11 protein-coding genes are annotated in these 14069 nt (G+C 62.1%); 10 read left to right on the top strand and 1 reads right to left on the bottom strand.

What is annotated here, in order from left to right:
• Positions 1 to 339: 339 nt before the first annotated feature.
• The 9 genes from J2R76_RS03545 (at position 340) to J2R76_RS03505 (ending at position 12308) form a co-directional block, all read left to right on the top strand.
• Positions 340 to 1653, top strand: coding sequence for an ImpA family type VI secretion system protein (locus tag J2R76_RS03545; RefSeq protein ID WP_253623752.1), 1314 nt, complete (start codon positions 340 to 342; stop codon positions 1651 to 1653).
• A 129-nt stretch (positions 1654 to 1782) separates the two neighbouring features.
• Positions 1783 to 2310, top strand: a complete 528-nt coding sequence (gene tssB / locus J2R76_RS03540) for a type VI secretion system contractile sheath small subunit (protein WP_057019595.1) — start codon at positions 1783 to 1785, stop codon at positions 2308 to 2310.
• 17 nt (positions 2311 to 2327) lie between these two features.
• Entirely contained in the window at positions 2328 to 3830 is a 1503-nt protein-coding gene (gene tssC, locus J2R76_RS03535) for a type VI secretion system contractile sheath large subunit (protein WP_057019596.1), read from the top strand.
• A gap of 52 nt (positions 3831 to 3882) precedes the next feature.
• Positions 3883 to 4368 (top strand): type VI secretion system tube protein Hcp, encoded by a 486-nt coding sequence (locus J2R76_RS03530; RefSeq protein WP_016843423.1) that lies wholly within the window; start codon positions 3883 to 3885, stop codon positions 4366 to 4368.
• 68 nt (positions 4369 to 4436) lie between these two features.
• Positions 4437 to 4985 (top strand): type VI secretion system baseplate subunit TssE, encoded by a 549-nt coding sequence (gene tssE / locus J2R76_RS03525; RefSeq protein ID WP_028339373.1) that lies wholly within the window; start codon positions 4437 to 4439, stop codon positions 4983 to 4985.
• A gap of 1 nt (position 4986) precedes the next feature.
• A complete protein-coding gene (gene tssF / locus J2R76_RS03520) occupies positions 4987 to 6954 on the top strand; it encodes a type VI secretion system baseplate subunit TssF (protein ID WP_141339670.1) in 1968 nt (655 codons plus the stop codon).
• Positions 6918 to 7982, top strand: coding sequence for a type VI secretion system baseplate subunit TssG (tssG, locus tag J2R76_RS03515; protein WP_057019599.1), 1065 nt, complete (start codon positions 6918 to 6920; stop codon positions 7980 to 7982). Before tssF ends, tssG begins: the two co-directional genes overlap by 37 nt.
• Before the next feature lie 97 nt (positions 7983 to 8079).
• Positions 8080 to 10716, top strand: coding sequence for a type VI secretion system ATPase TssH (gene tssH / locus J2R76_RS03510; RefSeq protein WP_253623751.1), 2637 nt, complete (start codon positions 8080 to 8082; stop codon positions 10714 to 10716).
• Positions 10717 to 10721: 5 nt separating this feature from the next.
• Positions 10722 to 12308, top strand: a complete 1587-nt coding sequence (locus tag J2R76_RS03505) for a class I SAM-dependent methyltransferase (protein WP_076831722.1) — start codon at positions 10722 to 10724, stop codon at positions 12306 to 12308.
• Between the two features lie 56 nt (positions 12309 to 12364).
• Here the strand turns inward: J2R76_RS03505 and J2R76_RS03500 are convergent, their stop codons facing one another.
• Positions 12365 to 12994, bottom strand: a complete 630-nt coding sequence (locus J2R76_RS03500) for a hypothetical protein (RefSeq protein ID WP_057019601.1) — start codon at positions 12992 to 12994, stop codon at positions 12365 to 12367.
• 129 nt (positions 12995 to 13123) lie between these two features.
• Between J2R76_RS03500 and J2R76_RS03495 the strand changes: the two genes are divergently transcribed.
• Entirely contained in the window at positions 13124 to 14002 is an 879-nt protein-coding gene (locus tag J2R76_RS03495; RefSeq protein WP_057019602.1) for a hypothetical protein, read from the top strand.
• The last annotated feature ends 67 nt before the right edge of the window (positions 14003 to 14069 follow it).

The following is a 14069-nucleotide window of genomic DNA, read 5'->3' as shown; positions in this document are numbered from 1 at the left end:
AACTCCCTCGTTGACCGCGCGAGCTGCGCAATCGGCGCAGCAGGCGGTCAAGCACGAACAACCTAAATCCGAGCCGTCCATCGGTGGGATGGCCGACAAGTCCGCTCGGTGTCACTCTCCTGACGCGGCAACGCACCCGCCCGGGGAAGCCACTGCGGCACTCATGTAGTCGGTTCCAAGCGCTTGCTGGTTCACGGGAAACCGCCACCATCGCGGGAATGAACCGAGGCCGGCGTTGATCTGACCTACCAGTCAATCGGATCATGATCCCCCGCGTGATCCGCCAGATGTCATGGACTTGGTCGAGGGGCCAGGGCCTCGCAGACGGATCCTCTTTGCATGCTCGACGTCGCATCCCTGACCCAGCCCATCGCCCCGGACGATCCCTGCGGGCCAGACCTCGATGCGGCCGGCGACGTCCAGTACCTGAACTTCTTCGCAGCTGCGGAATCGCTGCTGCCGATGTCGTATTTCGAGGTCGTCAACGCGAATGGAGAGCGCGGACGCTTCGACCCGAAGGCCATCGATATTGCCGGCCAGTTCGCCGCTGCGCAGCCCCTGTTGGCTCGCACCCGCGATCTGCGCCTGACCATGCTGCTCGCCAAGTTTTCCATCCTGAACCGCGATCTCGACGGCTTCCTCGGCTGCCTGCGGGCAACCACCCTGCTGCTCCGCGAACAATGGGAAGCGGTTCACCCGAGGGGCGAGGACGGCGACTATGCCTTTCGTGCCGTCACCATCGAGGCGATCGACGTGTTTCCAACGGTGATCAACCCGCTCCAATTCCTCCCCCTGATCGAAAATCGACGGCACGGCAGCCTCAACTACCGTGCCTATCAGATTGCCAAGGGCGAAATTCCCGCCGGCGATGCCGATGTCGACACGCCAGATCTCGGAACCATCGAGCGCATCGTCGGCGAGACCGATCTCGACACCCTCAAGGCGGTGAGCGCCCGCTGTTCCGCGGTCGCTGCCGAGATCGCCGGCATCAAATCGGTTTGGCACGAAAAGTTGAACTCGGGGCAACCCATCAGTCTCGACCGGCTGGCGGGTGTCGCGAATGGCATGGCCGGCTGGCTCGCGACTCTGGTCACCGCACGCGATCCGGCCGCAATTGCCCCGTCCCCGGACGAGCTTGCTCAAGACGGCCCGCAGCTTCCGATCGAAATCGCCGGCGCAGTGACCTCACCCGGACAGGCATCCGCGGCACTGGCGGCGGCTGCCGACTATTTCGCTCGAAAGGAACCGTCGAGCCCGGCGCTGTTGCTAGTGCGGCAGGCACAGGACATGGTTGGCAAATCGTTTATCGAAGTGATGCGAATGCTGATGCCGGCCCACGTGGAAACCGCCGCCATCAATATCGGTCGCGACAAGGTCTTCGACCTGCCGATCGAGCGCATGGCGGAATTCGCCACCTCGCTCCCATCCGCGGCCGAAAATGAGGCTCAAGATACTGTTTTTTCGGCCGAAAATAGAGCGCAGGCGTTGGACTTGCTGAGCAAGGTCGCGTCGTTCTTCAGGGCCGCAGAGCCGTCCAGCCCGATCCCGTTCCTGGTCGATCGCGCACGCGAACTCGCACAGCGAGACTTCCTCAGCCTGCTGAACGAAGTGCTGCCCGAGGGCGCTCTGAAGGCGATCGATAAATCGAATTGAACCCGCCTTCCGTTCGAGGGGACTAACTGAACGGAAGGAAGCTCCGCCGACGAAAGACCGAGGCACTTCCCTGCCTGCGTCGCGCAAGTCGGCTTCCGCAGATATTTTTTTTGTGAAGAGGGCAACCCAATGGCAACCGACAGCGGTCAAAAATTCATTCGCCGAAACCGCGCACCGCGCGTGCACATCACTTACGAAGATCCCTACGACGCCGAGCGGCTGATCGAACTGCCGTTCGTCATGGGCGTCCTGTCCGATCTTTCCGGCAACAACCCCGGCATCGAGAAGACGAAGGTCGAGGAGCGCAAGTTCCTCGAGTTCGACATGGACAATTTCGACAACCGCATGGCGGCGATCCAGCCCGGCGTGACGGCGCGCGTCGCCAACCGTCTCAGCGACGGGTCCGACGAAAAGATCTCCGTCAACCTGCGCTTCAACAAGATATCCGACTTCACGCCGGTGGCGGTCGCCCGCCAGGTGCCGGCGACGGCCAAGCTGCTCGAAGCGCGTGAACAGCTCGCCAACCTGCTGCGCTACATGGATGGCAAGGTGGGTGCCGAGGACCAGCTGAAGAAGCTCCTCGCCGATCCTCAATTGATGGCCGCACTGCGCGAGCGCGCGACCGGCCAGTCCACCGAATCCGACAGCAACAGCTAAGGGAAGGAATGGGGACCATGGCAAAAGAAGCAATCCACAAAGAGACCACCGCCAAGGTCGGGACCGTCGAGGCTGACGAGTTCGCCGCCCTGCTGAAGCAAAGCTTCAAGCCGCGCACCGAACGTGCGGCGACCGAAGTCGAGAACGCGGTGTCCACGCTCGTTCAGGAAGCGCTGAAAGATACGAGCGTCATCAAGTCGGACGTGCTCGACACCATCGAGGAGATGATCGCGCGGATCGATCAGAAGCTGACCGCGCAGATGAACGAGATCCTGCACGCGCCCGAATTCCAGGCGATCGAAAGTGCCTGGCGCGGCCTCCACTACCTCGTCTTCAACTCCGAGACCGACGCCAACCTCAAGATCCGGGTGATGAACGTCTCCAAGAACGAGCTGTATCGGAACCTGCGGCTCTATCCCGATGCGCGCTGGGACCAGAGCCCGCTGTTCAAGCAGATCTACGAGTACGAATTTGGCCAGTTGGGCGGCGAGCCGTTCGGCTGCCTGATCGGCGACTACTATTTCAGCCACCTCCCCACCGACGTGCAGTTGCTCCGCGATCTCAGCAAGATCGCCGGCGCCGCGCACGCCCCCTTCTTCAGCGGCGCCGAGCCTACGCTGATGGGAATGGACTCGTGGACCGAACTGTCCAACCCTCGCGACATCGGCAAGGTGTTCGACACGCCGGAATACGCCGCATGGAAGGGACTGCGCGATCAGGACGACTCGCGCTATCTCGGTCTGTGCATGCCGCGCGCACTGGGCCGCCTCCCCTACGGCGCCAAATCGGAGCCGGTGGAAGAGTTCGCCTTCGAAGAGGAGACGGACGGGCACACCGGTGACAAATACGGCTGGATCAACGCCGCCTATGCGATGGCGGTCAACATCAACCGCGCCTTCAAGGAGTTCGGCTGGTGCACGCGCATCCGCGGCGTCCAGTCCGGCGGCGAGGTCATCAACCTGCCGACGCATACGTTCCCGACCGACGACGGTGGCGTCGACCTGAAATGCCCGACCGAGATCGCCATCAGCGATCGTCGCGAGCACGAGCTTGCAAAGGCGGGACTGATCCCGCTGATCCATCGCAAGAACACCGACAAGGCCGCCTTCATCGGCGCCCAGTCGCTCTATAAGCCGAAGAAGTATTTCGGCGACAAGGGCGTGGATGCAACCGCGTCCGACAACCTGTCGTCACGCCTGCCCTACATGTTCGCAGTATCCCGCTTTGCGCATTATCTGAAGTGCATGGTTCGCGACAAGATCGGATCCATGAAGGAAAAGGATGAGCTGACGGTCTGGCTGCAGACCTGGATCAACGAATACGTTGATGCCAATCCGGCCTTGTCGTCAGAAGCTCAGAAAGCGCGCAAGCCGCTGGCCGCTGCGAAGGTTGAGGTCATAGCAAACGAGGAGAACCCGGGATATTACAACGCGCGCTTCTTTCTCCGTCCACACTTTCAACTGGAAGCGATGGACGTCGGTCTCAGTCTCGTTTCGCGCCTGCCAGGCCCGAGCTCCTGACGCCGCGCTATTGCAACCGTCACTCATCAGAGAATTTTGAAAGGGCTATGCTATGGCTGTCGACATCTTTTTGAAACTCGATCCGATCAAGGGCGAGTCGCTCGACGACAAACACAAGGACGAAATCGACATTTTGAGCTGGTCGTTCGGCGAGAGCCAAAGCGGCACGTTCCACAGCGGGTCGGGCGGCGGCGCCGGCAAGGTCGCGGTTCAAGACCTCCACTTCACGCACTTCGTGGACAAGGCGACACCCGAGCTTTTCAAGGTCTGCGCCAATGGAAAGCACATCGACAGCGCCATCCTCACGGTACGCAAGGCCGGTGAACACCCGCTCGAATATCTCAAGATCGAGATGAAGCACGTTCTGGTTTCCAGCGTCTCGACGGGCGGATCGCACGGCGAGGATCGCCTCACCGAAAACGTCAGCCTGAACTTCCAGAAGGTCAAAATGACCTACAAGACCCAGACCGAAAAAGGCGGCGCCGGCGCGTCTCCGGTGTTCGGATGGGACGTTGCGGCCAACAAGGAATGGGCCTGATCGCAGGCTTCCTGCCCGGCGCCGGTTGCCAATAGCGGCAACCGGCGCGGGAGGTACGGGGACCGTCAATGACCGTTACGCCAAGGAAGGACCGGCTCTCTCCGCCATTGATGCTGGCCTTTCGTGCGGCGCATGACGCGCGCGATGCCCGCAAACCACTCGAACTGCGCGATCAGTTCGGTGAGCGAGTGATAGCGGGACGGCGCAGCGCTGGTCGTTTCCCGATCTCGGAGACGCTGCTAAGGCGCGAGGTTTCGCAGGACGTCGAAACACTCCTCAATACCATTGCCCTCGAATCGACGCTTGACCTGACCGGTCGCGGTTGCGTCCGCACCTCGATCCTGAACTATGGTTTCCCCGATATCGCAAACCGCTCGATCGACGAAGTTACCGACGAGGAGCTCAGCGATGCCCTGCGCATGTCGCTCACGACCTACGAGCCGAGACTCGATCGCAAGTCCATCCGGGTGCGGCGCGACACCTCCGTGGGCGCCGAGCAGCTCAAGCTGCGCTTCGTCGTGCATTCCGACCTGAAATGCGAACCGCTCAACGTACCCGTGGAATTCGTCGCAGACGTCGACCTCGACAGCGGCGATATACAGATCAACCGATTATAGCATGAACCGCGAATTCCTCGACTTCTACAATCGTGAACTGTCGCTGCTGTACGAGCACGCGGAGGGTTTTGCCGAGGAATATCCTGGTATCGCCGAGCGCCTCGGCGGTCTGGTCCGCGACCGCTCGGATCCGATGATCTCAGGCCTGCTGGAGGGCGCTGCATTTCTCGCCGCGCGTGTCCAGCTCAAGCTCAAGCACGAGTTTCCGGAATTCACCGCGAACCTGCTTGAGCAGTTGGTTCCGAATTATCTCGCGCCGACTCCGTCCGCCATGCTGGTCAAGATTCAGCCGACCTACGCCGATCCGGCGTTGCGCGACGGCAAGAAGATTGCGCGGGGCGCCTATTTCGACGCGAACTATCGTGAAAGGGAACGCAGCCTCGCCTGCCGGTTCCGGCTTTGCCGCGATATCGTGCTTTGGCCCTTTGACGTCACCGGCGCCGAATATTTTGCGACCGCGGGCGCGTTGCAGGCCCTCGGGATTCCAGTCGGCGGAGAGGTCATCGCCGGGCTCAGGGTCTCCTTGACACACCGTACCGCCGCGCGGCTCGACGAGGAGCCGGCGGACGCGGAGACTCGCAACAAGCCGGAGACCTGGTTCGCTGGTTGCCGCACCAGCGAACTGCCCATCTATCTGACCGGCGCCGAGTCGGACGCCATCGCACTTTACGAACAACTGACCTCGAACTGCGTCGGGCTCTATTTTCGCTATCTCGACGATTTCGGCGATCCGGTCGTCATCCGGGCTCCGAACGACTGTGTGCAGCAAGTCGGCTTCAGCGAGAACGAATCCCTGTTTCCGAACGACAACCGGGTCTTTCGCGGGTCGGAGTTGTTGCGGGAATATTTCGTGTTTCCGCGCAAGTTCCTCGGCGTCAATCTGACGCAACTTCGCGCTGTGATGCCGCGGTTACGCAGCAAATCCATCGATATCGTCTTCGCGTTCAATGAGCACAACTCGCGGCTCGCCGCCTCGGTCCGGGCGGACACGTTCAGTCTCTACACCGCTCCGGCGATCAACCTTTTCGAAAAGACCAGCGATCGCATCCCGATCAAGTCGAATACCTACGAATACCACGTGGTGCCCGACCGAAGCCGCTATCTCGAATATGAGCCGCACCAGGTGCTGGAGGTTTACGCGCACTTTCCGGCGGAAAAGGACAAGCGACGCGTTCGTCCGCTGTACTCCGCCGCCGTCGACAGGACGGCCGGATCGGTCGAGGGACTTTATTACACGGTTCGTCGGCTGCCGCGGCGACGCACCGTCGAAGAGAAGACCTATGGCGCGGCCTCGGACTATACCGGGACGGACATGTTCCTCTCGCTGCTCGAGCCCGGCGACCCGAGCGGCGACGGATCCGCCGCCGAGCTGAGCGTCCGTGCTCTGTGCTCCAACCGGCATCTCACGGAACATCTGCCGGTCGGCCAGGGCGGAGCCGACTTTCGCCTGCTGGACGACACCTCGCTCGAGCTGATGTGCATCGCCGGTCCCACCCGGCCACGCGAGCCGGTGGTGGCGCAGTTGCGCAGCCGCAGCGAGATCGCCAATAGCGGCGTCGTCAGCTGGCGCCTCATCAACATGCTGAGTTTGAACTATCTCGGCCTCGTGGAACGCAGCGGCGGCAAGAACGCCGGGGCGTTGCGCGAGATGCTGTCCTTATTCGCCGACCAGTTCGACGATGCGACGGAACGAAAGATTCGTGGCGTGCGCAGCGTCGAGAGCAGGCCCGTGGTGCGGCGGGTGCGTGAGCGTACCGGCAGTGGCGCAGCGCGCGGCCTGGAGATCACGGTCACGCTCGACGAGAAGGCATTCGAGGGCAGCGGCGTGTTCCTGCTCGGGGCCGTGCTGGAACGCTTCTTCGCCGACTATTCAGGCTTCAACACCTTCACCCAGACCGTCATCTCGACCCCGGAGCGCGGCGAGATCATGCGTTGGCCGGCCCGCATGGGCACCCGGAGGCCGCTGTGACGCTGATCGACCAGATGAAGGCCGAGCCCTGGCGGTTCGATTTCTTTCAGACGCTCCGCCAGCTCGAGCGATGCAATCCGGATCGACCGCGGATCGGCGACAGTGCAGCGCGTCGCGAGGAGTTTGTCGACCTCGGTCAAACCCCCTATCTGGAATTTCCCGCCTCCAATCTGAGCTCGGTCGACGATCGTGATGGCAGGCTCAAAATTCTGGTCAAATTCCTCGGCCTGCTCGGACCGCAGGGCGCGCTGCCGCTGGCCACCACCGACGAGAGCGTCGGCTGGCAGTTGATGCGGGACGACGCTTTCCCCCGTTTTCTCGACCTGCTGAACGGACGCTTTCTGCAATTGTTCTTTCGAGCCTGGGCAGACGCACGGCCGATCGCCCAGCATGATCGGCCATCCGACGACCGCTTCATCGCTTATGTCGGCTCCTTCGCCGGCCTCGGCTCCGATATTTTTGCCAATCGGGATACCGTGCCTGACATGGCGAAGCTGAGCTTCGCCGGGCTGGTTTCACCGAGAGCGAAATCCGCATCACGACTGGCGCGGCTGCTGCAAGGGCTGTTCGATGTCAGGGTCGAGATCGACGAGTTCGTCGGCACGTGGCTCCCATTCGACCCAAGCCATTGCAGCCGGCTCGGCGGGACGCACGCCAAGCTTGGTCACGACGCGCTCCTGGGCTCGCGTGTGTTCAGCGTCGAAGACAAGATCAGGGTTCGCGTGTTCGTGAAGGATTTTGCTCAATACGAGCAGTTCCTGCCCACCGAAGCGCCGAACCTGTCCGAGCCCCTGGCTGACGCCGTCTACTTCTACATCGGCGACGAACTCGAGTGGGAGGTGGAACTTGCCATTCCGGCGGGAGCGGTTGTCGCGATGAAGCTCGGGCAGAGCGGACGCCTTGGATGGACCAGCTGGGTTTCGCCGAACTGGGCCTCGACCGAGGAGTATCGGCGCGATGCACGCTTTCACCTTGCCGAGCGTCTCAGAGCCCGGCGCAACGCTGCGACTGATCAGCAGCCGATTTGAACCTAAGCATCGCTCCGATTGTCCTAACATCATGGGAATTCGAGCCGATTTCCGCGACGACCCGGCATCGCCCGGGGATTGAGCAGGAGGCGCCATCGTGACCGATATCAGCCTTGAGGCCGTGACTGGCAAACTGAACCGGGCCGGCTACGATGCCTTCATACAGGCCCTGCGCCACGCCAAGAGCGTCAGCAACCGTAACGTGGAGCTTGCGCACTGGCTGTTTCACATCCTGCAACAGGAGCGGACCGACCTCAGCCTGTCGGTGGATCACTACAAGCTCGACCGCGCGCGGCTGCTGTCGGACCTCGCAGGCGTCATCAACGGTTTCCGCAAGAACGAAACCGACATGCCGGGCGTCGCCAATTCGGTCATCGATATTCTCGACCGTGGCTGGCACTACGCCACGCTGTTCTTCGGCGAGACCCAGATCCGCACCGGACATCTCCTGGTCGCCGGATTGAAATCGAACGAGATCCGTCGTGCGCTCAACAACATCTCGCAGGAATTCGCCAAGATAAATGTCGACGCATTGGCTGCGGAGCACCGCGCCATCTGGGCAGGCTCCGAGGAGGAGACCATGCGTCCGATGGACGGCTCCGGGTTGGCCGGTGCCGGTACTGACGGTACGGACCGGGCGAATCCCAAGGGGACGACGCCGCTCGACCGGTTCTCCCAGGATCTGACCGCCAAGGCCAGATCGGGCCAGATGGACCCGATCCTCGGTCGAGACGACGAAATCCGCCAATTGATCGACGTGCTGATGCGCCGGAGGCAAAACAATCCGATCCTCACCGGCGAGGCCGGCGTCGGCAAGACCGCCGTGGTCGAGGGATTTGCCCAGCGCATTGCCGCCGGCGAGGTGCCGCCGCCGCTGCGCAACGTCAGGCTCTGCGCGCTGGATATCGGCCTGATGCAGGCCGGTGCCTCGATGAAGGGCGAGTTCGAGCAGCGCCTGCGCTCGGTGATCGACGAGGTACAGAACTCGCCTACCCCGATTATCCTGTTCATCGACGAAGCGCACACGCTGATCGGGGCCGGTGGCGCCGCCGGCACCGGCGACGCGGCCAATCTCCTCAAGCCTCCCCTCGCCCGCGGCACGCTGCGGACCATCGCCGCCACCACCTGGGCAGAGTATCGCCAGTACATCGAAAAGGACCCCGCACTCACACGGCGCTTTCAGCCGATCCAGGTCGATGAGCCGGATGTAGAGACCTGTTGCATCATGCTGCGCGGTCTCCTGGGCCCGATGGAGAAGCACCACGGCGTTCGCATTTCGGACGCCGCGATCGTGACCGCGGTCAACCTGTCGCATCGCTACATTCCGTCCCGACAGCTGCCGGACAAGGCGGTCAGCCTGCTGGACACAGCTTCAGCACGGGTAGCCATCAGTCAAAGCGCGACGCCGGCCCTGATCGAGGACGCTCGCGTCGCGATCGCGGCCCGCGAGGCCGAACGATCAGCGCTGGTCAGCGACGGCGATCTCGGGGACGAGAACAGCGAGCGCATCACCACAATCGACGGCGACATAGCGACGCTGAAGGCCAAGCTGTCCGGCCTGGAGGCCGACTGGGCCAAGGAACAGGAGCTCGTCAAGGACATCCGCAGCATTCGCGAAATCCTCTCCGAGAACGGCGACGAAGATCGAGCGACGAAGCGCGTCGAGTTGCGCGGCAAGTTCGAGACACTGGAAGGCATCAATCCGGAAAAGCGGATGATCTATGCCCATGTCGACCAGCAGTCGGTCGCCTCTGTCGTGTCCGACTGGACCGGTATCCCGACCGGCAGAATGATGCGCGACGAGATCGAAACCGTCCTGAAGCTACCCGAAATTCTCAATCGCCGCGTGCTCGGCCAGTCCCACGGGCTGACGATGATTGCGAAACGAATCGAGACCAGCCGCGCCAAGTTGGACAACCCGTCCAAGCCGATCGGCGTTTTCATGCTGGCCGGACCGTCCGGCGTGGGCAAGACAGAAACCGCCCTCGCGCTTGCCGAAACCCTTTATGGCGGCGAGCAGAACATGATCACGATCAACATGTCGGAGTTCCAGGAGGCCCATACGGTCTCGACCTTGAAGGGCGCACCTCCGGGTTACGTCGGCTATGGTGAAGGCGGCCGGCTCACCGAAGCGGTCCGGCGCAAGCCCTACAGCGTTATCCTGCTCGACGAGGTGGAGAAGGCCCATCCCGACGTCCATGAGATCTTCTTCCAGGTGTTCGACAAGGGAGTCATGGAGGACGGCAACGGTCGGCGAATCGATTTCAAGAACACATTGATCATTCTGACCACGAACGTCGGCACCGATCTCATCATGAGCCTGGCGCGCGATCCGAAGTATCGCAACGAGCCGGAAGAACTCGCCAGGCTGCTGCGGCCGGAATTGCTGAAGGTGTTCCCTGCCGCGTTGCTTGGGCGCATCGTCTCGATCCCCTACTTTCCGCTTTCGGACGAGATGCTTGCCGGCATCGTCAGATTGCAGCTCGACCGGATCGGACAGCGCCTCCGCGATAATCACAAGGCTGTCTTCGGCTACGACGATGCAGTCGTCGAGCACATCGTATCCCGCTGCAACGATCCGGACTCCGGCGGGCGGATGATCGACAACATCATCACCAACACGTTGCTGCCCGAACTGTCGCGCGAATTCCTGAGCAAGTCTCTCGCCAAGGAGGAGGTCAAGCAGACGCGCGTCTCGATCGTGAACGACAAGTTTGCATATTCGTGGAACTGACTGCGATGAACATCCAGACCGAGCACCGCCAGCCGACCACCGGCACCACACCATACGATGAGGTGTATTATCCCGGGCATGTCTACGGGCTCACGCACCCGAACCATCTGGCAACGCTCGCTACGGTCTACGGCATGCAGCCGGCTCCGGTCGAGCGCTGCCGGGTCCTGGAGCTCGGCTGCGGCGTTGGCGGCAATCTGTTGCCGATGGCTTTTCAATATCCGGACAGCGAGTTCATCGGTATCGACCTGAGCGGCGTTACGATCGAACGCGGACAGCGGAACATCGCCGCGTTGGGCTTGGGCAACATCAGGCTTCTGCATTGCGACATCATGGATGTCGACGCTGCCTTCGGACAGTTCGACTACATCATCGCCCATGGCGTGTATTCATGGGTACCACCGATCGTGCGCGAGAAGATGATGTCCATCTTCAAACGGAATCTGGCGCCACAGGGGCTCTGCTACGTCAGTTACAACGCGCACCCGTTCTCGCATCTTCGCGACATGGTCCGCGACATGATGCGCTACCACACCCGGCGCATCACCGGGATGAAGGAGAAAGTGGGACAAGCTCGCGCCATCGTGAAATTTCTCAGCGAAGGATCGAAGTCCAGCTCGGTGCACGGTACAGTCATGCGCGACCAGTGCAACCGCGTGCTCAAGGCTCCGGACGAGTTGCTTTTTCACGACGATCTCGATTCTGGCGCGACGGCGTTCCTGCTGCACGAAGTCGTCGAAGACGCCGGCCGACATGGGCTGCAATATCTGAGCGACGCCGATTTCTCACGACGCTATCTTGCCGGCTACACCGAAGAGGTCCGCGCCACGCTGCAGCGCTTTCCCGAAAGCGAGTTCATGGCGCGCGATCAGTATCAGGACTTCATCGACGGCAACGGGTTTCGGCGTACGTTGCTCTGCCACGAAGGCATCTCCCTTGACCGCAAGGTCGATCTCGACTTCATCACCGCCTTCTATCTGCTGAGCACCACCAGCCCACGTCGCCCCGACGCCTGCCTGACCGACGATTCCGAGATGGAATTTGAAAATCAGGACGGCAGCCGAATCACCGTGACCAATCCGCTCCTGAAGGCCGCACATCTTTGTCTCGGCCGGGCCTGGCCGCGTGCACTCTCGTTCACTGAACTGCTCGATGGCGCCCGGACGCTGCTGGACGGCCGGCAAACAGCCGATGACCAACGGATATTGACGGAAGCGCTCTATATCCTGGCCTGCAGCGGCGAGGTCTCCTTTCTGAAATCACGGCCGTTTCTCGTGAAAGAAGTCACGGATTGTCCGCAGGCGAGTCTGCTCGCCCGCAGACAGGCGCAGAGCGGCCCGCTGGTCACCAATCTGCTTCACCAAACCGTGCAGTTGGAGGACGACAGGACGCGCCACTTTCTGCAACTGCTCGACGGCTCCCGGACGATCGAGCAAATCACAGCCGAAATGACTGAAACCTTTGGACCGACCATCCAGGTCAAGCAATTGGATGATGCCGGGCAGCCCGCCGAGCCGTTGCTGCTGTCAACCCGACAAAGCGTTGACCGTTCGCTGGCGACGGTCGGCAAACTGGGTTTGCTGGTGGCCTGAGGACGGGCGGCAAGGAGCCGGCCCGTCATTTTGTGGAGCGGACGCCCCACGTCCCATCAGCCGTCGTGGGTGTATTGTTGGCCGAGCAGCCACCCGGTGAGAATGCCGCCGGGTCCGCTGGCATAGACCGCGCTAAGGCCGACACCGGCGCGCAGCATCCGCCATTCATGCTCGCCGACCCAGGGAATGCCGGGATCACCCTTCTGGTATTGCGACAGCAACGTTCGGGCGACTTCCGCGGCATTGGCGTAGATCGGGCCGTTCGCCCAGCGGGGTCGCGGCAGGCCCGTCATGCGGCAGTAGAGCGCGGTACAGACATAGGCGGACGCCTCCTCCGCATTGCCGTCAAGGCCGGTACGCAGCAGATCGTAAGCCGCATGCAAGGCCTCGTGGACGATATAGGCTTCGTCCATTCGCCCCGTCGCCGACACGACCTCCAGCGTATTCGCCGCGACGACCGTACCGTCCGCCCGGGTCCGCGCGACGTCGTTATATTGTGCCGCAACATTTGCCGCGAGGTCCGTCGGAACTCTGACGCTGACCTGTCCCAACCGGATCGCGCGAGCGACGTGATGGAACGTTTGCGGTGCAATCGTCACGTGGCTGCCACGGATCGGAAACCGGAAGCGAATGCGTGCGACCGCCGGGCCATTGAGTACGTCTAGCACCCTGCTCCGAAGTGACATCGGATCGTCCTTGCTGTTGACACTGCTCCACGAATGGTGGTCGGCGTTTCCGGTTAGGAGGTTCAGTTGAACCCGGCCCCGGCCGGATCAGACAAATCGGGGACTGGCTTTCACTCGGAGGGCAGCCCCGTGACGACCACCGACCCGACCACGACCGACACTTACCGCAAGATCGCGGCGCGGCTGACCATGCTCCGGCCGCAGATCGATCTGTCGAAATATTTCGCGGGGCCGAATCCCAATGTCCGCCTCTATGACGAGAAGGCCTATATCCGACGCCAATTGGAGAAGTATGGCGTCGCGGCCGCGACGAGCACGCTCGACGGCGTCACGTTCCTGCCCAAGGACTGGGAAGACCTGATCAAGACGCTGCGCATTGCCAAGACATCGGACGGATTCGACGCCTTCGCCGAAGGCAAAAGCCCGGAGAAGCCGTCGCATTGGGCCCTCGATCTGTCGATGGCAGCCACAATCGGCAAGGGATTCCGGGAGATCTGGCGCCCAAAACTATCCGACCGGCCGCTCTCGACGCGAGACCTTCCGGGCCGGCACGGCTTCGGGCTCGGGCGCGGCCGAGGGCAATGGAGCGACGACTATAGCGCGCAGTTCGGCAAGGACCCGCAGCCGCAGGACATCACGTCGCTGCATTTCGCGGTAGCGCCGGACCGGGTCAATGTTCACATCGACGAGACCGGCTTCGTGTTTGAGGGCGCAGACGGCGCCCTCACGGTCGGACCGAATTTCGGCCACCACGCCGTCAATGAACTGTTCTGGAAGAGCAATCCTCACCTGCCGCGCTGGGCGATCGATCACATCGACCTGATCCTGCCGAACAGCGCCAACGATTTTTCGCGATTTGGCGTTTCGGTCGACCTGTATCAACGCAAGGACTTGCGCGTCACCGTCACCGGCTCCTGCGGCATTTTCGGAGGATTCGAGTGCTCGGGAACGTTAAGCGTCAGTGGAACGCATGATCTGCTTGGCTCCAAGCCGAAAGGCGCGCGCTGACGATCGCATGTCTGCGATCGAGGGTGCGGCAGACTTCTGGCCTGCGAAGGAAGCTCACCGTGGTGAG

Source organism: Bradyrhizobium sp. USDA 4532 (assembly GCF_024171315.1).
Classification (GTDB): Bacteria; Pseudomonadota; Alphaproteobacteria; order Rhizobiales; family Xanthobacteraceae; genus Bradyrhizobium; species Bradyrhizobium australafricanum.
Note: the sequence above shows the minus strand (reverse complement) of the source record. Positions and strands in the feature narration are given on the sequence as shown.